We start from the raw sequence: 22,645 nt of genomic DNA, 5'->3' as shown, positions 1-22,645 counted from the left end.
TCCCCTAATCCTGAAACACCGGAAAGCGGTACACATGACAAGTGCCAAACAAACGAGGAGCCGATGAGGTGAAAGTCTCACGTCCGGTTTTGAAGGAGAGTTCGGGTAGGTGACTACTCGTTCGACTCTAACCATTTGTTTTTAAATGTGAAACCTACGGATGCACCAGCAGATATTATGAGAAAGATTAAGGGACGTGCATCCCATCATTTAAGAAAGGAGTTCCCAGAGCTTCTTAAAATCCCGACTTTATGGACTCCAAGTTACTTTGTCTCGACTGCTGGTAATGTCTGCACGGAGACGGTGAAGCGATACATTGAACAACAAAAAGGTTAGCGAGACTAAAGTCTCACGCGGTTACCCCGGTCTCTTGACGCGGGGTGACCGCGTTAACTCCTATAAAAAAGATGGGAGAAATGGCTCAGGTCGGATTTGAACCAACGACCTTGGGCTTATGAGTCCCCTGCTCTGACCTACTGAGCTACTGAGCCAAGCTTTATTAGATTAGCACAAAACAAATAAAAATTGGAATAGCTGCACCCGTTTCAAGCAAAAATGGGGGAGGGGGTGAAATGGGTTTGGGGTGAGCTGAAGACTTTTGCAGTCTCCAGTCCCCAGTTCCCAGTCACCTTAACGTATTAGCGACGGCGGGGCAGGAAAGCCATTGGGTTGACTGCTCCCCGTCCGGAGGGATGGATCTCGAAGTGCAGGTGCGGCCCGGTGCTGAAGCCGGTGCTGCCCATGGCAGAAATATGCTGTCCTTGCTCGACGACTTGGCCTTCTTGCACGAAAATGCGGCTGTTGTGACCGTAGCGAGTCAAACTGCCATCGGCATGTCTGATATCGACCAGATTGCCGTAACCGCCAGAATTCCAGCGGGCGTAAACCACGACGCCGGGAGCGGCGGCGAAAATCGGCGTGCCAGTTGGAGCGGCAATATCGATTCCTCGGTGCATCCGTCCCCAACGACGACCATAACCAGAGGTGAGGACTCCCCGCGTCGGCCACATAAACCCGTTCAAGTTTTGGGAGCCACCGGGCAGGTATTGATTCGGGTCGCCCAGGGGCGGTAGATCGGGAGACACCATTTGTCCCCTGGAAGGCTGGAAGGGTTGATAGGGTTCGGATCCCAAGGGTGCGGTAGCAACCGTTGGTGGTTGGGTTCTGGGTAAAGTTTGAGTTTGAGGCAGGTTGGCTCGCTCGCTGGCGGCTCTTCTTTCAATTTCGGCTTGTAATGCCTGGTTATAACGGCGGGAATCGAACTCGGGATTGACGGGAGCAGCAGGTGTGGGTGAGGGAGCGGGAGCGTTTGCTGTTTGGTGGCGGAAGCTTGCTTGCCCGTTGCGATACTGGTCGCGCAGTTGAGAAAGTTCTGCCCGCAGTCGTTCGATGTAGGGATTGTTTTGCTGTTTTGGTTTGGCGGCGATCTCGTTTCTATCTTCCGCGTCAGAGTACTTGGATTCAGGTTCCCCTACTGCGAGTTGCTTAACTCCAGTACCGTTGAACTTTGGTGGGGCAAAATCCGTGCCCAAGTTAGCGTCACCAGATGCTGCCAGAGGCACTGAAGCTTCATCTGACAATGGCACCGTCGGCCCTAAATTGCGATCGCGATCTGGGTCGATGACTAAACCTGGAACAACTGCCAGCGCCAGGGTTGAAGACGTTCTTTGCTTGGTTGGCACCGCCACGTTAGTTAGCCAAGATGCACTTGCAGGCAACTGCTGCCCCGGACGAATGTAGGCTGTTTCTCTGAGGTGGGATCCGAAGTTTTGGGCGTTTGCTACTAGGGTAGTGCCGCCTTTCTCGGTTTGAGGAATTGCCAGTAATTGAGCAATTTGAAGCCGGTGCGGGTTGTCGATGTGATTTGCCTGAGCCAGCACCGTTGCCGTTACACCGTAATGCTGGGCGATGCCGCTGAGGGTGTCTCCCGGTTGTACTTGATAAACCGCGGTCACCGCTTCGGTTCGGGTTGGTTCGGGTACGACAACCTGGGGTAATGCTTCTACGCGAGCGTTTTGCTGTTCCGACTGTGGCTTTCTGGCAGATATAACTGGTTCTGTTGCGGGTTCGGTAACGCTAGCGCTTCCTACCGCCTCAACTTGCCCATCCACCACGTCTGCCGACTCTTGTTGTGAGGGGACAACGGGGTTGACATAGCTAGGAACGTAGGGTTGATATAGCTCGTTACTTTGATCTGGTAAATTGGTATACTCCTCAGACTTCCACTCCGCCAGACTGCTTCTTAAACGGTTCGATGAATCCCTCAAGCGGTCGATTGCAACTGTTTGCTTGGCTTTTAACAGGTCGTTAACCGGATTGGGAATTGTGGCTGCAACGCCTGCCGATGATTCTTGTGCCACTGACGGCTTGTAAGGAGAGGTAACTCTGCCGAGGCGCGCAGCGAAGCTATCCCTGCTAGCCCCATCGCTGCTGTAGCCGTTTGCTCTTTGCAAGATAGCCGGTGCGATGCCCAAGAGTGGATTCTCTGGAGCAGAAATCCCCTGACTCTTTTCCATCAACGCCGGTATTCTGGGAGCTGCTGCACTCGTTGCGATCAAAGCTGGCAACTTCGTCTCGGCGGCCAAGGTTGGATCAACCTGGTTCGTTTGAGTGTTTGACCCAATGGTTTGCCCTTCCCGATCCTGGTGCCCAATTGCTGGCTGTTTGGGCATGATCTCTGCTGCTGCCATGATGGGCTGCCCTTGTGTCTCGCCCACTGCTGGCGAGGTTGCAGGTGCGGGAACTGTTGATACTGGACTACCGTCTGTTGCTTCGGTAGCCATCGCACCTTCTCCCTGCTGTGGTAGCAAGAGGCTAGACGCACCCACTGAAATGGCCAAGCCAATCATGGCAGCGCTTCTGCCCACCCGAAGATTGCCCTCGCTTGGCAATGACTTCAGGTTTTCTTCCGCTGCACGATCAAGGAAGGCACAGGCGGGAATTGGCTTAACCTTTTGCGTCAATACTCGTTTCAAAGAACGACCTCCTGTGATGACTAGCGCTTAACTTTCCCCGATTTATGCTGTCTAACTTACCAGTCTATGACTTGGATCGTTAGGAAAATTGATCTGGATCACTGACAGTAAATATTACTTAGGTCAGATTACCCTGGTTTCTGAATTTAGACAAGATTACACAACTAGGCAATCTTTAAATAGCCTCTAGAGCCAGCCATAGCCTATTGTTTGGCTGCATTCGAGCCAACAACAGCCGCGCTCTTGCTAACGGGTCAGAAACAGTTGTAACCCCAATCCTTTTGTAGCATTTTACACATATCCTTTCTTCCCAACCCCTTGGTTGCCGAAGAACGACTTGGGAAAAGAATATCTTTTTGCTGCGTGGGTGTAGGAACATCTTGCGTATCTAACAACCAGTGACTCGTGAGAGAACAGAAGCGACTTTAGGCCAATTTATCGGAAAACAACATCCGTAGAATTACGTATGCCCCAGATTGCAGTTGCTAATTGCCGTTGGCAGTAAAAAGCTAAAAAGCTTGATATTGCAACCTACTACATCCCGGCCTCGTTTTACTCAGGGTGGTTCAAAATGAATAATATCTATCAATCGAGGTGGGGCTGGCAACCGGGAGCGCCATATAAATTTCTTATCATAGCGACAGCAGTCCCGGAGTAGATAACTGGATGCTGTTGAGGTAATTTTAGTAGAAAAATAGCCATTTCTCCCTCGTCTCTACAATCAAAGCGTCCCCCGATTGATCTGGGGCTTTAAAAAAATTAGCCGGATACAATACAGGGAACGAACTTATTCTAAATAGCCGAGTTGCCGTCTCGCTTCAAATAAACCTGCTGCTACACTTACCGAGAGGTTCAAGCTGCGGACACCAGGCTGACTCATGGGAATATACACAGTTTCAGCGCAAGCTTTCAATACATCTGACGGGAGTCCCTCTGTTTCGCTACCAAATAGCAGCCAGTCATCGGGAAGAAATTGAAATTTTACATAACTGCATCGTCCAGAAGTGCTGAAACCGATCCAACGTCCGCCGCGTTGGTGATGAAATGCCTGAAAGTCTTGTAGGGAGGGGTGATAGCGCCAGTTAACATAAGGCCAATAGTCTAAACCAGCACGTTTGAGATAGCGATCGCTAATTTCAAAGCCCAGGGGACCTACTAAATGTAACTCCGTGCGGGTGGCAGCACAAGTACGGGCGATATTGCCGGTGTTTGGCGGAATTTGCGGGTTAATTAACACAATCTGCCCCATAAAATCTCGAAATTTCCTTAATTACACACAAAAGCGCCGGTGGCTAATCGTCTCCAGCATCCCAAAATCTACCTAAAGATAGAGGGAAAGTATATAATTATCTAATATAAGAATTAGGGATAAGATTGATTAAATATTTTGATGCGCCAAGCGGGATGGGGCAGGGGAGATAGGGAGATAGGGAGATGGGGAGATGGGGAGATGGGGAGATGGGGAGATGGGGAGATGGGGAGATAGGGAGATGGGGAGATGGGGAGATGGGGAGAATAGAGATTCAAATGCCCACCTGCCCCTCTACCCACCTGCTCGAATTAGGCCGCCAGCTGGCATAATTTATCTTCGAGTTCAATTTCCTGGAGGAGCGCTGCTTTAATCGCTTGAATAATAATACTCTGACAGTCTTCGCCGCTTGCGTGCAGTTTTAACCACTGTTGAGCGGTGTTGCCTTCCCGGAGTATTTTTTTCAGGGGTGACAGGAAGCAGCTAAAACCTTGTGCTTTGGCAAGGGGCCAGACTTGGTGGTAAACTTCTTCAATCCAGTCGCGGGCGAGGAGGGTTCTGCCGTCTTGCCAATGTTTGAGTTGGGCGTCGAGACTATTTCTTGCCGCAGCATCTTCGTTAGCATCGGTAATAGCGAGCAAATCTGCGGCGGAAAACTGACTTTGTTCTAGGGGGTCTAAACTGCGATCGCCAATCAACTGTACCAGACGCGCTTCTAAAAATGCGGTGACGGCAAGCAAGGCAATCGGGTCTACAATCAAATCGCAGATTCTCAACTCCAAACGGTTGAGGTCGTAAGGACGACGGTTCCCATTCGGTCGCACTGATGACCAAAGGTGACGCACGTTTTGCATCTTCTTGGCGTCTAGTTGTTGCTCAGTCCACCGGATAAAATGGGCGTGGCTTTCAAATAAGGGGACGTGAGCGGGTGTTTTGGGGAAAACGCCCCAGCGAGTCGAATGATATCCAGTAGCGCGACCATCGAGAAAGGGAGAAGAAGCACTGAGGGCGAGGAACAAGGGTGCTTCGACGCGGATGAGACGAATCGCGCGCATCAGTAATTCCGGATCGTTGATACCGATATTGATGTGGACGCTGGCGGTAACGACGTTAGTGCCGTAGGTATTTTCGATGTAAGTGTGATAAGGATTGTTGGGGTCGGAACGGTAGAAGATATCGCTTCTACCCAAAGACAAAGAACTCCCCGGAATTAGGGTATAGTCTCCCAATCGCTTTAAGTAGGCGCGCAGTCGCTGTCTAGGACGCACTAAAGCACAGAGCAAACGATCGTAACAACACAGGGGTGCGGTTGTATATTCCACGTTGCGGCTATCTGGCTCATATACAAATCCATCCAAATCTGCCACAATCCGATCCGAGAGTCCGACAATTTCCCCTTGGGGGGTGCCGGTGTACATCTCTATTTCAAAGCCTTTCGATAACAGCACGGTTTTGTCCTTTAATCGGTAATGGCGTTCCCAGGCAGAGCGGTGGGAACGAGGGTAATTGGTAATGGAGACCCACTACCTTCTGCCAAACTGTATCGAGAAAAACAAAATCCATCCTCTGCCAATAGTTTGGCACTAAAGTCGGTACTGGCGATAGACCTCGCTGGCGGCACGATGGAGTAAAGAGTGGCGATAAACTAAGGAGTTCATATCGTCAGCATAGCCGCCGCCGATGACGCAGGCGACGGGATAACCTGCGGCGATACAGGTAGTCAAAACTTGCATCTCGCGGCGGAAGATGCCCCTGTCTGTGAGGGATAATTTTCCCAAGCGATCGCCCACATGGGGGTCAACTCCTGCATCATACAATACTATATCGGGTTTGACTTTTGACAGCAAATCTGGTAGGTAATTTGCCAAAGTTTGTAAGTATTCATCGTCTTCCATTCCTTCTGTGAGGGGAACATCTAAATCGCTGTTTTGTTTGGTACCGGGAAAGTTGACTTGGCAATGCATTGAGAAAGTGAAGACGCTTTCGTCGTTTTGGAAGATAAAGGCAGTACCGTCGCCTTGGTGTACGTCTAAATCGACGATGAGGATTTTTTGGACGAGGTTGAGATGTTGGAGGAGACGGGATGCGATCGCTAAATCGTTGAAAATACAAAAACCAGAACCATAACTGGGGAAGGCGTGATGGGTTCCACCGGCGGTATTGCAGGCTAAACCGCACTTTAGTGCCAGTTGCGCTGTCAATATTGTACCGCCAACGGCGACGCAGGTACGATTCGCCAAAGCGGGAGTCCAGGGTAAACCGATGCGTCGTTGTGCTTTAGGTTCGAGGGTGCCTTCGCAGTAAGCTTGGACGTATTCCGGAGTATGGACTAATTCTATCCAGTCTTGCGGGGGACGAAAGGGGGTGTGGAATTGTTCTCGATGGGCGACGCCATCGGATAAAAGTAATTCATAAAGTAGCCGAAATTTGGGCATGGGGAAGCGATGACCTTCCGGGAGGGGTGCGACGTAGTCGGGATGGTAGATAATTGGCAAGTCCATCGAGGAATTTTGGATTTTAGATGCGATCGCTGATTCATTCAATACTTACATCTGATAAGGTTAGCTCAGTCGTAACAGCCAGCTACTACTGAATCATCGCTGATTGCTTCATTCTGCACCAGTATTGTCAGAGGAATCTTCCATGATTTGGGTAAGGGTTGTGAATAAGCGATCGCAATTAGGAGACGCCTTGCGTACTTTAGCGACATTCAACAGCTTTAAAAGCTGTGAAGCATGTTTGCTCTTTTGATATTCACCTTTAGATTTTGTGTCGCTAGTAGCTGCTTTCAGACTAGGAGCCAATAAATCTTTATGAATTGTCTCTACATTCGTACTCTTGGGAATTGAATTTTCTTTAAATCCCTGACCATAAAAAATTTTTAGGGTATCAATGTCAGCAATAAACCATGCTTCCATTGCTTGAACCATTAAATGGCAATGATTATCATCTACACCGGGTGATTCCCAATTATCTCTAGACTTCAAATGTTCCCAAGGTGTTTTTTTCACTGGTGCTTCCGAGTCTACCAGCAATAGATTAAAAGCATCTCGATGATCTTCCAAAGCATTCTGGAAGTCACTGAAAGCACTATTGCGACTACCACAGATAATAATCTGCCACTTAATTCGCTTACTGCGTGCAATCTGAACTATGTCTTTCAGAGAACCGCTAAAGCCTTCGCTTATTCGAGCTTTTGTATCCTTTTTATCCCCACCACCTTCAACATAAATCTGAATTTCCTTTACCATCGATTTCCACCAATTTCACCCATTCTCCATATTACCCCCAACGAATACTTTTCCAGCCATTTTTTCAGTCTTTCAGGAGCAAGAAGATGCAAATGGCTTCCCATATCATCTCGATCGCATACCAGCACTGACTCAGGGGAAAGTGCAGAAACCAAAGCATCAGAATTAGTGGTAACAATTAATTGTGTCCGCTGAGATGCTTCGATTAACATTTCAGCAATAGTAGGCAGAATATCTGGATGTAAACCTATCTCCGGTTCTTCAATACAAATGAGTGGTGGTGGAGTTGGTTCTAGGAGTAATGCCATTAAGAATAAATAACGCAGTGTTCCATCTGAGAGACGGGTTGCAGGAATTGGTTGACTTAGACTTTCCTCACGAATAAATATTTGGACTGTACCTCCGTAAATCTTGGTTGTAAGTTCTTCTGCTGCATCGTAAAATTTTTTTAGCTTCTCTATGAGTTGTCTTGTTCCCAGTTGGTATTGTAAGTTGATTAAAACAAGTCCAACGTTACTCGCATCTTCTAGTAGAGGATGTTCGGGTAAGTCTGGTTTTTGAGGCATCCTGGGTTCTGAATCTCGTCCTATATGCCAGTCTCTATATAAAGCGATGCTGGAAAATTGATTGCCAATATATGTGAGTTCTGGATACTGTTCGGGGTCTTTTCTTTGAGACAAAACAGACTTATCTGGGATGAGATATTCTCGGCGTAGATGGCGTGGGCTGATGTCAGCTTTTACATTTAAAACTGGACGACCATTCTGATATCGGTAGTAAAAATAGACATCATTTTCACCTGGATATGGGTCTTCATTCTCTATCGCTTCATCTACCAGTTCCAGCCTTTGACCAGCTATTGTGAACCCAATAAGATAGCGTAGCGGCATATTTCCAGAGTTATCTAAGGTAGCTTCAATTTCAGATCGTGGAATGCCCCTTTCACCTTTCCAAAGGAAATCGCTAATGCCTCCTCCTTTACGAATCGGGACAGTTAAATCTGTAGGTGTTGCCTTCAGGAGTTTGATTGCTTCGATTAAATTCGATTTACCAGATGCGTTGGCGCCAATCAGCACATTCAGTGGCTGTAGTTCTATTGTTTCACCCTCACTTCCGTAGGATAGGAAGTTTTGTAGTCGCCGGGTGCGGATAAATCTTTTACCTTCCATCTTATCCTTATATTCCAAGCTGCTAACATTGTAATCGATACTGTAACTCTCCTAAAACTTATCAAAAATAAAATTTTGATATAGAGATGCGATCGCGCTTAAACCACTGTGAAAGAGCGATCGTATGATTCACGCTTGGAGAAATAAGAAAGCGATCGCATTCCTCTATCAACTATTCTCCCGATGCTTCCCTCTCCAGCACTTCCTGTAGTTGTGATGCCAGTAAAGGAAGATTATTTTGAATTGTTCTCCAAACTATCTCTGATTCTACCTGGAAGTATGCGTGAAAAATTACATTTCGCATATCTCCCATCAAACGCCAGGGTATTTGAGGATAGCGAGATTGTATATCACTGGGGATGTTTCTCGCCGCCTCACCGATAATGCCAAAGTCATAGAGTACAGCTTTAACAATTGTTCTGTTCGCAATGAAATCCTCAAACTCTATCCCTGCTGTCCGCTGCAAGATTTCGGTAATACATTCCAGAATATCTTGAATGCGAAGCCGCCAATCTCTAGAAGGCATGGATGACATCCTTTAGTACAGGTTCTCGCAAATGTTCCCTTAAAGCATCCTGGGTTCCCATATCTACAGAACATCCCAATATATCCTGTAAATAAAGCCTTACTGCGATAAATTCAAACAGTCCTACGGGTCGATTAAATTCTACTAAAAAGTCTACATCGCTATCTGGACGAGCTTCATCCCGTGCGACTGAACCAAACAAATTAAGGGATTTTACTCCCATTTCCTGCAACTGTTCTCGGTGTGCCGCTAGAATTGCCAATACCTCATCCCGTTTCATGGTTTGTTTCCCGAAATTAATTTAATATTACGGTAGCAGTTTCTATATCCTACAGTTTCAGATCGGCTTTAGCCACATCTTGCACCATTGTCCACACCCGCCAGAGAATATAGCGGATTGCAGGCGCATGAAGTACACCGAAGGAATGCAATAGCGGCTGCCATTTTTGCTGCCGCTATACTTGCCTTGCGCCAAAAGGCTGTACTTCACAAGGCTTGCAATCTGCTGTAAATTCTCTGGCTAATAGCGAAAGTCCATTGAAATGGACTAAAATCCGCTAAACAGTCCACTTAAGTGGACTTAAGCTATTAGCCTTGGACTTAAGTCCAAGGCGGGTTAAAAACACAGGTGCAATATCTGAAAACAGCAGTTTAGGTGGAGGAAGTAAGAAGAGCGATCGCATTAACTTCTCTTAACTGCAATCAGTCCAAATTATCCGGATCTATCCCCAACTCTCGCAATCGTTGAGCTAATTGTTCTACTCGTTGTTGAGCTTGTAGCGCCTGTTGTTGGGCTTGTAGCGCTCGTTGTGATTCCTGCTTCACTTGTTCTTCAGGGGTTAAATAACGCTTTCCCTGGGCGTCATACCAATACAACCACTCCCGCGTTACCCCAGAATAATTTCCCCTTTCATAACCAATTCCCAAACCAATTTCCGGCATCCACACTGGATTTCCTTGCTGTAACTCATACTTACCATTGACTAACTTATGGACTTCCAAACGCGGCTTGCGGCGACGACGGGAAGAATAAATGATATAATAAAGTATGCCTAAAACTTCATAGTCTGCTAATTTATCAGTGTATTCCTTCCGATAGGTTTGAGAAACAACTTCCAGCGCCAGACTTGGGACAACATTTTCATCCCACAATACATAACTGGGGCGTAACTCTTCATCGTAAAACCGTTCCACCCCTAAACTCAAGAAACCATCTGGGACAATGGAAGGTTTGTCGGGGTGATAATAAATACCCATATCAATGCCGAAAAACCAGTCCATGCGATCTGCCCAAAGTATGAGCAATATTGCCTTCAGTAACCCTGGTATTAATTCTTGCAGTTCGTTATCCACAGGTGTCTCATCAGAGTCGGGTAGTTCTTCGGCGGAGGGTAAGTACCTCGGCAGGTTGTAATCTAACATGGCGGCTTTCCCCAAAACTCATCTAAATTATAGCGTTGAGGAGAAGTTTTACAGTAGAAGTAAATTTGGTAGCAGCTTATGACTCAAATGAATCCCGATGGAATTACTGGAACAATTTCGATTACAGTGTTTCCTCAAGATAATGGGCAGTATGTTTGCGATATTTCGCCATCTTTGAGCGTTGGCGAAGCCTCTCCAAAGGAGACTCGCACTAAGGATTGCACCCGGTTTTACGGACAAACTAAAGAACATGCGATCGCTTGCGCTTTAGAAAGTTTAGCTGATGAATATCGTCAGAAAGCTGAAGATTGTCAAAATATAGATTCGCTCGCGGTGGAAAGATCGGACTCTGGAGAATCAATTCAAAAGCATTACCACGTGATTTTGCACTACGAACGAATTGCTAAGGATGAATCTAAGTTTGAGGCAATACACAATACAATTTTAGGAAATACGGTGGTTGAGAATGCCAAGATATCAGTAATTGAGATTTCTCCAGATATCGAAATTGATCCGTTAGAGCGAGGTTGGGATTAAGCGATCGCATTTCCATAAAACCAGAAACCAGACTTTTTAGAAAAGTCTGGTTTCTCGGGATGATCTAGCGACAAATTACGAGTTTTGCTTTCGAGGAAACACTTTGGTTAAATCAAGGGATAAATCGGGAAAACAGGGAAGCGCAATGCTCTGATTTGGCAAAACCAGACGCTTATTTAAATAATCAAATTTACCTCGTCTCAATTCAAATGGTTCGCTGCACACTTCCAGCCAATTATCGATTAAGTTGAAAATCCAATAATCAGGAATACCCGCTTCAGCATAAAGCGAGGTTTTAACATTTTTGTCGTAATCCAAAGAAGAATCTGCAATTTCAATCAATAGCAAAATGTCAGCGGGAGTCGGATGAGCAGATAAATAATCGTCGGAGCGATTTTTTACAACAGTAAAATCCGGTTATGGTTCGCTGTTGTAGGGTAAAACAATCGGAGATTGGCATTGCAGAGTTGCTCGTTCTGCTAACAGTATTGGTAATTCCCGCAACAATTTTCTAAGACAGGTTTCGTGGCGCGTACCTTTTACTGACATCTGTACAATCTCTCCGCGAATCAGTTCAACTCGGTCATCTTCATGGAAAAAGCCGATTTTTCCATGAAGATGATATTCTTCCAGGGTGAAGCGTTTAGCTTGAATTAGAGTCATAATTTTAACGGCTTCGCTGACGCAGTTATTCTGATTCTAGGTCAACTGAGCAGACAAGGTGTTATCGATGCAGAGAGAATAGGGATCTATTACCTTTTTCTCCCACCTGCCCGCCAAATTTGCTTAATCTTTGTTAATCTTTAACTGTGCGAACAAATCCAGGAGTCGCTTATGCAACGCATAACAGTTTGGCAGCAAGGTAGCACAAAGCAGGAGAATCCGAATAACTTTGCCATTATCAAACAATGGTTTGCCAGTCTCAACGGTCAGGAAATTACTTGGCGACAGCGACTGATTCCACCCACCGCTGATGTGGGAGAAATCGACTGGGAACCTCAGCGATTTGATGAATTGTTTCTGATATCTAACCCGGAAATTCGCGGGATTACCCTTTATTGGCGCAAACCTGATTCTCAGCAAGAACGCAGTACCACGCCGCATAAACTCGAATTGGACATGCTTCGCCAACAATTGTATATTTATCCCCAGTCACAAAGAGAGATTGTCATCCGGGTGGGTTTAAAAGAAGCGATTTATCAGAAATTTGAGTTAAACAATCCGCAAGTAGAATACAACCAAGAAGGTGAAGGTTGCATTCTGACGCTGCGGGATAACAACCAACTACTCGAGGTGAAAGTAACTTTCAGTCCAGAAAATTTACAGCAGTTCAAGCAACTAATGCCATAATTAAGAAAGGGGTGTATATGTTGAAAATACGGCGGCTTGACCGCAAATTTGCTTTTGCTCGTCTAGTACATTCCAGAGCGTGCCGTTTTCGATCAAAAAGCGCTGCCCTTTACTAGAAATGCGGACGCCGCGATAATTGTTAACAAAGCCTTGGATTTTGGTTTGAGTGAGAATGCGCTCGCGCTCCTCTCTCGCTACAGGTTCAGCCGTATATCGCGAAGGCATTTGGGTAAGTTCTTCCCAGCTTAATTCCCACAAATCGAGGGCTTTTTGATTGCCGTAATTAAAAATAGGATCGGGTTCGGTGCCGTGGGAAACTAGGACAAAGGGCGCTAAAAATAGCTCGCGGGCAATTTCTGCTGCTCCATCGCTGCTATTTTCAAGTAAAGTTTTGCCCGTCCAATGCTGAAAACTGTGCCACAGACGCAAACTGTGCCGGATAACACGTTCCTGTTGCCAAGGAAGTTGTTCCATAATTTTAGATATAATTCGCTTAATAATTTTAATTGCTTTGGCAATGACTTGAGCCTGGTTACAAGGAAAAAGAACCAAGTTACAGGGGCAGCAGCAATATGTTTGCCGTCTTCAAGAAACAGGTAGAACTAGAAAAAGACATAGCAACTTTTGGATAGGTATATATGGTGAAAACTGGCTAATAGCTTTTTATCAATGCCAGTTGTGGGTAGAGGAAATGCTTTGTTCTATTCGCAATAAAAAGCCCTTTTATCAACGAGGTTTGAGAGCCATAAAGCTTATACAGCAACCTAGGAAAGCGACGAAGTCGCCCCCTGAAGATCATATTGACAAACTGGAGAAGAATCAGCTGGAAGAAGACTATTAAGATAAATTTCTTGCTTCAGTTCAACCACCAATAGAGGGTCACACCCCCTAACAAAATAGATTGCTCAAGCCTTCAGCTTGCTGATCGCGCCTTCAGCCATCTGGGATTAGTCGCTGGAATAATCGATGAAATAGGGATAAGCTAAGACGCATTTAAATTGCTGGTTGAGACTGACGCGGGGACGGGGGGACACGGAGACGCGGAGAGGGTTTGACGGTTTGTTTCCTAACTGAATAATATGCAATTTAGATGCACAACAGCTTAGTATAAATCATTAATGAACTCGTTACACCATCTCAAGGGAGCAAGGAGGCATGGCGACGGTAGTTGTCTGTTTCATGACTCAAGCCTTAATGTGAAATGTTTGCCATGCCTGGATTATACCTTTATTGCTTCTCGATTTTCGTTTAAGTCCCGTTAGGGGTTTTGCCTCATCGGAGATTCCTCACAATTTTTCTAATTTCCAGAGAGACAGAGTGCCCTCAAAAACTGGAGCTATCTTGACTTTATGCTCTTTTTTTATTCCATCTTGCAATTCCTTGGAAGGACAGAATAAAAATACATCGCTGAAACCATCAGGAATTCTTGAGATATTTTGTTCAACTACTAACTGAAGTCGAACTTTAGGTTCTAGAAAATCAATAATAGACCATACATGAGTCCTAGACGACCAATTATAATCATCAACAACGATCACAAGTGGATATTTAGTTTGATTCACAATCCTAGCTATTGGAATACTCTCGGAGCTGTAATACTTGTTCCACCAAGTTTCTGCTGGAGAAATAATCGCGCATGAGAGAACTCCACATGAAATTAGGGCAATCAGAGCAATCTGCCACAGCTTCTGTTGCCAAAACTTAGCAGATGCTGATGTTATTTTAGTGGCAAATAGATAAGCTACAGCTAAATGAATACCTAGATAAAACGCGATTAAATACCGATTATTAAGCGAGCGGATACCACCAAAAATTAGGTCTGGGAGTACTAGAGGGAGTGCTGAAACACCAATTAAGGTGAAGATAAACAACCCAATCCGTTTTGAACTATAACGCCAAACAAAATAGATTGAGTATCCAACCATAATTAAGATAACTCTTATGAGATAAATAGACCAGGTATTTTTAAAGCTACTGAAGTCGGTGTCAGTCTGGTAAGTAGGTATTAAATCAAGAAAAATCCGGCTCAAGTTTATTTCCCAATATGCCACCAAAGAAGGCAGTGGTATCGTCTTATTTTGCCATTCTATTGTTTTTGAAACTCGGTCATAGTTAGCCAAAATAAAAAAAAGCCAGGGCAGGAAAGTTAGCAATCCTACCGACGCAGCGATTAGATAAGCAACCAATACTTTACTCAGTCGAACACCTTCAATTGCAACCACATAGATGCCATGTGCTATGGCGACTAATGCAGACAGCGTGTGCGTATATATTGATAGGGACAAACTTGCTGCATAAAGTCCCCAACCAAGCACTGTGTTGACACGAATGACTCGTAGCAACACAGCGCAAGATAACAAGATAGTGACTGTTTGCAAACTATACATTCGTGCTTCCTGAGCGTATAGAACATGAAATGGTGATATAGCTATCAGTGCTACTGCTACCCAACCCACTAACGATGATTGAAATAATTCTAAACAAAGCCAATAGATGCAAGGGAATACTAGCAAGCTAATCAAGGCAGACAAACTTCTGAGCGCTGCTGCTGAACTGCCAAACCATTGGGCCCAAAATCTCGCTATCACGAAATATAGAGGTGCGTGTTTAGAATCCCATGTTGTTAACTCTTTTACGATATCAATGACACTCATTTCAGGGTCGGGGCGCTGATACTTGCGTAAATCAGAGATGGTAATTATTTGACCATTGAATGCTCCTTTATAATCTGTGTAACCAGAAATCTTATATATGGTCGCAATCTCATCATTCCAGAAGACTTTTCTGTCAAGGTTGACGAAGCGGAAAAATATGCCCATTAATAGCACGATAATTATAAAAAAATGCAACCAACGTGGGGTGATTTTTCCGTTTCGAGTCATCTTAACTTTCCTTAAATGTGGATGTTTATTCAATCCAATTTCTTCAGCTATAATTCCTTATTCTTGGAGTAAAGATAGCAGCGTTCCTTCATAGGAGCGGATGGTGCTTTTGGCTGTTTAAATTCGGGAGGGTCAGACCGGATGCTTCTCACTTGAGAAGGGTGACGCTCCGCTTCTCCACGTCTCCCCGTCTGGGCGTCTTCTGGGTCATGGCAAAGAACAGCCATGACCCATTACCTATTTCCTATTACCTATGATTGAGTTTGGCGACGCGGTTGGGTGCGTTGCACGGGTTGAGTTTGGCGACGGGGTTGGGTAGTGGTGCGCTGTACTGGTTGGGTTTGGCGACGCTGCTGAGTCCCGAAGCGTTGCACGGGTTGAGTTTGGCGACGGGGTTGGGTAGTGGTGCGCTGTACTGGTTGGGTTTGGCGTCGCTGCTGAGTCCCGAAGCGTTGTACTGGTTGAGTTTGGCGACGGGGTTGGGTAGTGGTGCGCTGTACTGGTTGGGTTTGGCGTCGCTGCTGAGTCCCGAAGCGTTGTACTGGTTGAGTTTGGCGACGGGGTTGGGTAGTGGTGCGCCGACGTATGGGGGTTCTACGTTCGCTATTTTGACGCGGACGTGAAGGACGTTCGGGTTCGCTGGCGGTTGCTCCTTCTTTTACCACATAAGGCGAGGCGATCGCATTTGCTTGTCCGGTGCTGACCAATGCTTGGTAAATTAAAGCAGCGACTTCGGCTCTGGTTGCTACTCGCCGGGGATTGAGAAATCTGACGTTGGGATAGCTGACGACTAATCCTTTTTCGGTAGCAGCTGCGATCGCTCTTTGTTCTTCTGCGGCAATTGTACCGGCATCGCGATAAACGCGCAGAATTCGATCGGGAGAACCGCTGGGAGTCAAACCAAGTCCCCGCGCCAATGCTACCAAAACATCCAAACGCGAGACATTTTGGTCGGGGTTGAAACTGCGGCTGTTGGGAGAACCTAAAAAGCCCATTTCGTAAGCATCCGAGATGGCGGGATACGCCCAGTGATTCGTTGCCAAGTCTCTAAACGTCGCCATCTCGCGGGTTTTGTTGCGATCGAAGGCTTTGCTAATAATTGTGGCAAGTTCGGCGCGGGTTACCGGATCGTTGGGACGAAATGCACCATCGGGATATCCTTGCAACAATCCCCTTCCCACTAACTGACCGATAAAGTTTCTCGCCCAGTAATTGGCGGGTACGTCGGGAAAGCTAATCTCGACTTCCGGGACGGGTTCTGGGGTGGGTGCTGGCGTCGGTGCGGTTTGTGCGGGTTCTGGTGCGCTTGCTAGTACGGAACTGACATCGTAAACCGAACCATTCCCCACTTCTACGTTAATTACCCGACTTTCCCTTCCCGGTATCGTCGTTAGGGTTGCAGGCAGATCCGAACCGAAAACGACGCTGGCGCCGCTGCTGAGGTTGCCGGGATATACGCTGGTTTGGGGCGGTACGGGTAAGCCAGCGACTTGATACCAAGTCAAGTTTATATCCTGCAAGTTGGCGAGGAAGAGGACTTGTTCCGTACCGGCATTGGTGCCGTTAATTTGGGTGAAGTAGTCGTAAGTTGTCGTACCTGGGTCGATGAGTCCGTCGGCGTTGATATCGATGCCGTAGACGGTTCGCACGACGCGGGTGGCTGTGGGGCGGTTGCCCAATATTAAGTTTACTGCTGCGTTGGCGAGCAATACTTCAAACTCGCTGTAGCCGATGAGGCGATTTTGGAAATCATATAGGCGCACGACGATGCGATCGCCTGGATTCATCCCCCGTCTAAATGTCGCCCGTTGATTGAGTCGATATCGATAATCCCCGATAAACCTTTCGGGTGCATAGCCATCGTTACGTTTGACTTTGAGCGAGACTCTAGCAATGATTTCCGATAGGGTTCCAGAGGGTTGCCGAATTGCGAGGCTAAAACTTTCTTGTCCAAGAGCAGGGGTTGGCACAACCGGCGTCTGAATGCGGTTGTTGGGAGCTACTGGGGGTGGAGTGGCGGGTGCTGTTACCTCGCTTGCAGGTTCTGTTGCTGTTGTCGCTGGTGGTGTCGGACGCGAGGTGCGACGATTCGTTGTTCTGGGATTTTCCCTGGGGTTTGGTTGTTCTGCGGTTGGCGGCGTTGCACCATCAGCGAGTTGTTGCGTTGCGGCTGCATCTAGTTTGACTAGGGAACCTGATAAATTGGTGCGATAGATCCAACGTTGGCGATCGCTGGCAACGGTAACTTGCCATCCGGGAACCAGTGCTTGGGAACAAGCTATCCCAGGATTTCCCAAACCCAAACAACCATCCGACCAAGTTTTCTGTTCTACTTCCACTACGCGCAAGTCGGAAGTTTGCAATCCCGTCTGCTGGGCTAAATTCTCTAAAATTGCCTTCGTTACAGGTTCCGGCAATTGAACCTTATTTTCTTCTGTTGGTCTGCGAGTCGGTTGATTTTGTCTGCTGGGCGTTCGAGACGGTTGGTTTTGTCTGGTGCTTCTTCTAGTCGGTTCTTGGGTTATGGTGCGTTCGCGCAGCGTGGCTAAAGCCGTATCGATTGTAGCTGGTGAAACTTGCTCCTGGGCCCCCCTGCTTTTCTGCTCTACCTGCGAGGTACTACCACTGGCGGAAGTGGGTGTGATCGCTGCGATCGCCACACCCAGCGCTGCAAAAGTAACTCTGCCAATTACACCAAAGATACCTTGATTCATAAGCTTTTACCCCCTCCCGGTATGGCTAGAGCAACGTTGACTGCTTGCAGAACGGTTCTGAAGATTTGATTTTAGGTGAAACGATACTACGATATTCAAAAATAGATTAAGAATCTTAACAGAAAATTGTGACTACTCAGCAACTAGCCACAACCACCCCGTTAGAAAAGCGCACCTGGTCTTGGCGAGGCCACAAAATACTGTACACCGTCAAGGGTACGGGACTCCCCCTCGTGTTGATTCATGGTTTTGGCGCGTCTATGGGACATTGGCGGAAAAACATCCCTGCCCTTGCAGAAGGCGGCTATCGGGTATTTGCCCTCGATTTACTCGGTTTCGGCGGTTCGGATAAACCTGCGTTGGATTATACGCTGGATTTATGGGCAGAACTGCTCAAAGATTTCTGGAGCGAACAGATCCAAGAACCCGCCGTATTTGTCGGTAACTCGATTGGTGGGTTACTCAGTTTGATGGTAGTCGCCCATCATCCAGAAATTGCGGCGGGTGCAATTCTACTCAACTGCGCCGGAGGACTCAACCATCGCCCCCACGAGTTAAACTTACCGTTGCGGTTGGTGATGGGAGCGTTTACTAAAGTGGTGCAAAGTCAGCTAGTAGGGCCAATCTTGTTTAACAGCATCCGCCAGAAACACCGCATCCGCAACACCCTGCTCCAGGTTTACCGCAACTCGGAAGCTATTACCGACGAACTGGTAGATATGCTTTATGCGCCTTCCTGCGACCCAGGGGCGCAGAAAGTTTTTGCTTCCATTCTGACCGCACCCCCAGGGCCGACAATTGCAGAATTACTGCCCAAAGTCAGGCATCCCGTTCTGGTACTTTGGGGAGCAGATGACCCTTGGACCCCCGTGACTGGAGCGAAGATTTTCCAAGAGCGGAACGAGAACGGCGAACCGATAGAATTTATCTCGATTCCCAATACAGGTCACTGTCCCCACGACGAGCGCCCCGACGTGGTGAATCCGTTGATGTTGGATTGGTTGGGTAAATCATTGTAGTAGCACAGCATCTGTCAGTTGCGGCACAAAGCGAAATGATACAGACGCCGTGCCCCCACCCCGCTGATTGTAGTAGCACAGCATCAGTCAGTTGCGCCACAAAGCGAAATGATACAGACGCCGTGCCCCCACCCCGTTGATTGTAGGGGCACGGCATCCACAAATTGCGACACAAAGCGAAAACATAAAGACGCCGTGCCCCCACCCCGTTGATTGTAGGGGGCAGGGCATCATACCAAATCCCCTTCCATAACCCCCTTTGAAATAAACCGCGTTAGCGTTCGCGCAGCGGCGCGGATGCGCAAGAGCGATTCAAGGGTAGCGAATTAGAGAACAACAGGAAGAAGATAAAACAGGTAGTCAACCCAGATTTCGTATCAGTCAGTTTTGACACCAGGCGAAATGATGCCGATGCCGTGTCCCCCACCCCGTTGATTGTAGTAGCACAGCATCCACAAATTGCGCCACAAAACCAAATGATACAGATGCCGTGTCCCTACGCCGCGATTAATCGTTCCATTCCCCTTGCACGACAAACGCCGCCCAGTAATAAGGTGCTTTCCCTTGTTCGCTTTGCCACATTTATAACTGCGCCGCTCTCAGTGCTTGTACGGTATTTAATTTTTTTTGTAACATTTGTTGGTAATATTTCTGCATCAACTGGGACGTTGCCGCATCGTTGACGCTCCACAAACTGACGACGACTCGCTTTGCTCGTGCATACATAAAGCCTCTTGTCAAGCCAATCAGTCCTTCTCCTTGCACTTCTTTACCAATGCCGGTTTTGCAGGCGCTGAGGACGACGAGTTCGGCTCCCAGGTTGAGGTTAAAGATATCGTGGAGGCGCAGGAAGCCATCGGTACTGACGCCGGTTGGCTCGAATTGGGAAAGCGCTACGCCGGATAATTCGGGATGGTCTTCGTTGACGCAGCCGTGGGTGGCGAAATGTACGATTTGATACTGGGATAAGTCCGCGCGGGTGGCATTGGCGCGGGAAGCATCGAAGCCTAAGGCGGCAAAGCGCTTCGCCCCAGGTGCGAGGGCGAGAATATTATCGGCTTCCTTACCGCTAAATTCTAGGCGATCGAGGCTTTCGCAGGCACGCATAACGGCTGTTTTGGAGTCTGTGGCAGTTTGCTGCTGGTTTTGGGCAGAAGGGAAGCGGGGGTGATCGCGGGTAAAAACGGGGTCGGCGATCGCTGCGAGAATTTTAGCCGCCTGTGGGCGGTCTTTGACTTGGTTGCGTAAGACGGCGAGGGTAGAAGCGGAGGGGAGGGAGACGACTTCGTTTTGGACGAGGAGAGGGGTGTAGGAGGACGCGGGGACGCGGGGAGGGGGAGACGCGGGGAGGGAGGGAGTTGGTTGACTGTTGGCGGGGACAGGCAACGCGGCGAAGGGGATATATTGCAAGATGCCGTCGCTGACTACGAGTAAGCGTTTGTTGCCGAGTTGATTGGCGACGGGGGTTAAGATTAATTGACTCAGTTTGGCTGCACTGGTGGCAATTTCTGACTCATCTGGGTTGGCATCGGTTAAAACTTGGCGGAATTCCTTTGCCGCAGCTTCAATGTCAGCGCGTTTGGGGAGTTAGTAGCTAGTGAAGCCGGTTTTGGTAACTGCCCACAAATAGCTGCGTTCTTTGCCGAGGGAGTATGTCAGCAGCAGGGTGTCGTCGTCGAGTACTTGTTGTTGAATTTGGGGTAGGGTGAGGGTGAAGGCTCCTGGTTGCGAGATGGCAGCATAGGCGGGGCTTTTGACTCGGATTTGCGCTTGCACTTGGTCGAGTTGGGTGATGAGATTTTCGATTCGTTGTTTGATTTCGGTTAATTGTTTTTCTGTATACGAACCTTCTAGGAGTTTGATGCGGCTTTGTTCTGCGGCGTTGAGTTGCTGTTGCAAGTTGCGTTCTTGCTCTCGCAATCGGGGGTCTGCGCCAGCGCCGATGTTAACGTTAGCTTCGGCGAGGAGTTCTAGGAGACTGCGGGCTTTAGAGCGTTCTGAAATGTGCAGTGCAAGAGCGTCGTAACCTTTGGAGGGCTTGGTTTTGTGCAACTGCATTAGCAAGTCGATGTAGAACTGGTAATAACCTTGTACGGTGGCAAAGTAAGAGGCGCAAAGTTGTTGGCTTGCTATTTTGGTGCGGAGTTCTTCAATGATTTTGATGGCAGCTTGAATCTGAGTCAGCGCTTCGTTTAGATTGCCTCGCTTGCGTTCAACTGAGGCGATATTGCCAAGGTTGGCAGCTTCCCCTGCCTTGTTGCCCACTGCACGGGATAGGGGCAATGATTGGTTGTAGAACTCTAGCGCCTTTTGCTTTTCTGCCAAATCTAAGTAGACTCTGCCGATGTAGTTGAGGGTAGCAGCTTCCCCTGCCTTGTCACCCACCTGACGACTTTGGGGTAACGATTGGTTGTAGAACTCTAGCGCCTTTTGCTTTTCTCCCAAATCTGAGTAGACTCTGCCGATGTAGTTGAGGGTGGCAGCTTCCCCTGCCTTGTCACCGACTTCTCGATAAAGTGACAGTGCCTCTTCCCATTTTGCGATCACTCCAAGCAAAGATTCCACTGTTCTTTGCCTATACAGCTGCATTCCCTCTTGAAAAGCGCGTTCAGCAGAGGCGCGAGTTTCCTCTTGCGAGGTAGCTGCTGGCTGTTGGGCAATCCTCGATTCTCCCCGCTCAAGGGAGAATTGTGTAGGTATCCCAGCGACGGACTCTGATAACAACAGAATACCGATGAATAAGACTAAACTCTTCGGGACGATGCCCAGAAACCATACTAACTGGTGTAATCGGAAGGCCGATTTCTGCCCCGCGTCGGTTTGAAGAAGTTGAGCCATCGCTGCACCTGCGCCTTGTTGACTCTGGTTTTATTCCTGCTGTTGCTACTTATATCTGAGCGCGTGGAAGTTATGCAGGTTTTGGGATTAAACTGCTTAATAAACCGCGAAGACGCAAAGGACACAAAGAAGAAGAGGAAGAAGATAAGGATGGTTGCCTTTGCTGGATTTAGTATAAGATGTGCGCTCGCTCTCTTTCCTGGGCATTCTAATACAAACTCAACAGGAATCCTACAATGCCCTATCAAAACATCACAGGCACGCTTTCGGAAACCGACATCCAAGAAATCAAAGCCGCACTGGCGATTATTGAGGAAAAACTTCCTTTCCTCATTACCCTGACCGCAGAAGAACGACGCAAACTCTATAAAATGGGCGATAAAAGCCTTGCTTTTGTCAACAACAGTCTCACTGCTGCTCAATCTAACCCCGATATCCTCCCGGCAAGTTTTGACCTCGATGAATTCCAGCGCGACTATCAACTTGCTACTTCTCTCACCGATATCTTCTACCGCATCCAACAACTGACTGAAAAAGTAGACGATACCCGCATGGCAGTCAGCAGCGAAGCCATGAGCAGCAGTTTAACGGTTTACAATTACGTCAAGACAGCGGCGAAAATCACCCCCGGACTTAAAATTATCGCCGAACAGTTAGGCGAACGCTTTAAGGCGATTCGCACTAAAGCTACCAAGGTTAATACTGCCGCTTAG

General features: G+C 47.6%; 20 protein-coding genes, 1 tRNA gene and 2 pseudogenes. 5 read left to right on the top strand and 18 right to left on the bottom strand.

Annotation, left to right across the window (positions count from 1 at the left end; translation table 11 throughout):
• Positions 1 to 123: 123 nt before the first annotated feature.
• Positions 124 to 336: pseudogene (gene tnpA / locus ACE1CM_RS13765) on the top strand (IS200/IS605 family transposase); the annotation flags it as partial.
• A gap of 81 nt (positions 337 to 417) precedes the next feature.
• Here tnpA and ACE1CM_RS13760 read toward each other — a convergent pair.
• The 11 genes from ACE1CM_RS13760 to ACE1CM_RS13710 form a co-directional block, all read right to left on the bottom strand.
• Positions 418 to 491 (bottom strand) — tRNA-Met (locus ACE1CM_RS13760).
• A gap of 147 nt (positions 492 to 638) precedes the next feature.
• Complete coding sequence (locus ACE1CM_RS13755; RefSeq protein ID WP_374878088.1) at positions 639 to 2,975, bottom strand: peptidoglycan DD-metalloendopeptidase family protein; 2,337 nt, start codon at positions 2,973 to 2,975, stop codon at positions 639 to 641.
• A gap of 787 nt (positions 2,976 to 3,762) precedes the next feature.
• Positions 3,763 to 4,224: a tRNA (cytidine(34)-2'-O)-methyltransferase gene (locus ACE1CM_RS13750; RefSeq protein ID WP_374878087.1), complete on the bottom strand. Its 462-nt coding sequence runs from the start codon at positions 4,222 to 4,224 to the stop codon at positions 3,763 to 3,765.
• A gap of 113 nt (positions 4,225 to 4,337) precedes the next feature.
• Positions 4,338 to 4,502 (bottom strand): hypothetical protein, encoded by a 165-nt coding sequence (locus ACE1CM_RS13745; RefSeq protein WP_374878086.1) that lies wholly within the window; start codon positions 4,500 to 4,502, stop codon positions 4,338 to 4,340.
• Positions 4,503 to 4,535: 33 nt separating this feature from the next.
• A complete protein-coding gene (gene gshA, locus ACE1CM_RS13740; RefSeq protein WP_374878085.1) occupies positions 4,536 to 5,672 on the bottom strand; it encodes a glutamate--cysteine ligase in 1,137 nt (378 codons plus the stop codon).
• 135 nt (positions 5,673 to 5,807) lie between these two features.
• Entirely contained in the window at positions 5,808 to 6,725 is a 918-nt protein-coding gene (locus tag ACE1CM_RS13735) for a histone deacetylase (protein WP_374878091.1), read from the bottom strand.
• Between the two features lie 108 nt (positions 6,726 to 6,833).
• The gene (locus tag ACE1CM_RS13730) at positions 6,834 to 7,475 is read right to left on the bottom strand and encodes a DUF4276 family protein (RefSeq protein ID WP_374878084.1); all 642 of its coding nucleotides are present in this window, start codon (positions 7,473 to 7,475) and stop codon (positions 6,834 to 6,836) included.
• Positions 7,469 to 8,644 (bottom strand): AAA family ATPase, encoded by a 1,176-nt coding sequence (locus ACE1CM_RS13725; RefSeq protein ID WP_374878083.1) that lies wholly within the window; start codon positions 8,642 to 8,644, stop codon positions 7,469 to 7,471. The genes ACE1CM_RS13730 and ACE1CM_RS13725 overlap by 7 nt, the downstream gene beginning before the upstream one ends.
• A 172-nt stretch (positions 8,645 to 8,816) precedes the next feature.
• Positions 8,817 to 9,170, bottom strand: coding sequence for a DUF86 domain-containing protein (locus tag ACE1CM_RS13720; RefSeq protein WP_374878082.1), 354 nt, complete (start codon positions 9,168 to 9,170; stop codon positions 8,817 to 8,819).
• Complete coding sequence (locus ACE1CM_RS13715) at positions 9,160 to 9,450, bottom strand: nucleotidyltransferase family protein (protein ID WP_374878081.1); 291 nt, start codon at positions 9,448 to 9,450, stop codon at positions 9,160 to 9,162. The genes ACE1CM_RS13720 and ACE1CM_RS13715 overlap by 11 nt, the downstream gene beginning before the upstream one ends.
• 422 nt (positions 9,451 to 9,872) lie before the next feature.
• Positions 9,873 to 10,592 carry a Uma2 family endonuclease gene (locus ACE1CM_RS13710; RefSeq protein ID WP_374878080.1) on the bottom strand — a complete coding sequence of 240 codons (720 nt, stop codon included), beginning with the start codon at positions 10,590 to 10,592 and terminating at the stop codon, positions 9,873 to 9,875.
• 78 nt (positions 10,593 to 10,670) lie between these two features.
• Between ACE1CM_RS13710 and ACE1CM_RS13705 the strand changes: the two genes are divergently transcribed.
• Complete coding sequence (locus tag ACE1CM_RS13705) at positions 10,671 to 11,129, top strand: hypothetical protein (protein WP_374878079.1); 459 nt, start codon at positions 10,671 to 10,673, stop codon at positions 11,127 to 11,129.
• A gap of 75 nt (positions 11,130 to 11,204) precedes the next feature.
• Here ACE1CM_RS13705 and ACE1CM_RS13700 read toward each other — a convergent pair.
• Positions 11,205 to 11,792 (bottom strand): annotated as a pseudogene (locus tag ACE1CM_RS13700) (Uma2 family endonuclease).
• Positions 11,793 to 11,963: 171 nt separating this feature from the next.
• On the opposite strand from ACE1CM_RS13700, the gene ACE1CM_RS13695 reads away from it, so the two are divergent.
• The gene (locus ACE1CM_RS13695; protein WP_374878078.1) at positions 11,964 to 12,479 is read left to right on the top strand and encodes a hypothetical protein; all 516 of its coding nucleotides are present in this window, start codon (positions 11,964 to 11,966) and stop codon (positions 12,477 to 12,479) included.
• On the opposite strand, the gene ACE1CM_RS13690 is transcribed toward ACE1CM_RS13695, so the two are convergent.
• The 4 genes from ACE1CM_RS13690 to ACE1CM_RS13675 form a co-directional block, all read right to left on the bottom strand.
• Positions 12,480 to 12,953 carry an MEKHLA domain-containing protein gene (locus ACE1CM_RS13690; RefSeq protein WP_374878077.1) on the bottom strand — a complete coding sequence of 158 codons (474 nt, stop codon included), beginning with the start codon at positions 12,951 to 12,953 and terminating at the stop codon, positions 12,480 to 12,482. It abuts the gene before it with no gap.
• An 812-nt stretch (positions 12,954 to 13,765) separates the two neighbouring features.
• Entirely contained in the window at positions 13,766 to 15,361 is a 1,596-nt protein-coding gene (locus ACE1CM_RS13685) for a glycosyltransferase family 39 protein (protein ID WP_374878076.1), read from the bottom strand.
• A 47-nt stretch (positions 15,362 to 15,408) separates the two neighbouring features.
• Complete coding sequence (locus ACE1CM_RS13680; protein WP_374878075.1) at positions 15,409 to 15,588, bottom strand: hypothetical protein; 180 nt, start codon at positions 15,586 to 15,588, stop codon at positions 15,409 to 15,411.
• Positions 15,589 to 15,612: 24 nt separating this feature from the next.
• Positions 15,613 to 18,075 carry an S-layer homology domain-containing protein gene (locus tag ACE1CM_RS13675; RefSeq protein ID WP_374878074.1) on the bottom strand — a complete coding sequence of 821 codons (2,463 nt, stop codon included), beginning with the start codon at positions 18,073 to 18,075 and terminating at the stop codon, positions 15,613 to 15,615.
• Positions 18,076 to 18,203: 128 nt separating this feature from the next.
• On the opposite strand from ACE1CM_RS13675, the gene ACE1CM_RS13670 reads away from it, so the two are divergent.
• On the top strand, positions 18,204 to 19,094 hold the full coding sequence (locus ACE1CM_RS13670) for an alpha/beta fold hydrolase (protein WP_374878073.1): 891 nt from the start codon (positions 18,204 to 18,206) through the stop codon (positions 19,092 to 19,094).
• 582 nt (positions 19,095 to 19,676) lie between these two features.
• Here ACE1CM_RS13670 and ACE1CM_RS13665 read toward each other — a convergent pair.
• Positions 19,677 to 20,579 carry a CHAT domain-containing protein gene (locus ACE1CM_RS13665; RefSeq protein WP_374878090.1) on the bottom strand — a complete coding sequence of 301 codons (903 nt, stop codon included), beginning with the start codon at positions 20,577 to 20,579 and terminating at the stop codon, positions 19,677 to 19,679.
• Positions 20,580 to 20,681: 102 nt separating this feature from the next.
• On the bottom strand, positions 20,682 to 21,932 hold the full coding sequence (locus ACE1CM_RS13660) for a tetratricopeptide repeat protein (RefSeq protein WP_374878072.1): 1,251 nt from the start codon (positions 21,930 to 21,932) through the stop codon (positions 20,682 to 20,684).
• A gap of 236 nt (positions 21,933 to 22,168) precedes the next feature.
• On the opposite strand from ACE1CM_RS13660, the gene ACE1CM_RS13655 reads away from it, so the two are divergent.
• A complete protein-coding gene (locus tag ACE1CM_RS13655) occupies positions 22,169 to 22,645 on the top strand; it encodes a hypothetical protein (RefSeq protein ID WP_374878071.1) in 477 nt (158 codons plus the stop codon).

Source organism: Microseira sp. BLCC-F43 (assembly GCF_041929235.1).
Classification (GTDB): Bacteria; Cyanobacteriota; Cyanobacteriia; order Cyanobacteriales; family Aerosakkonemataceae; genus Microseira.
This window is presented reverse-complemented; position numbering and strand designations above follow the sequence as displayed.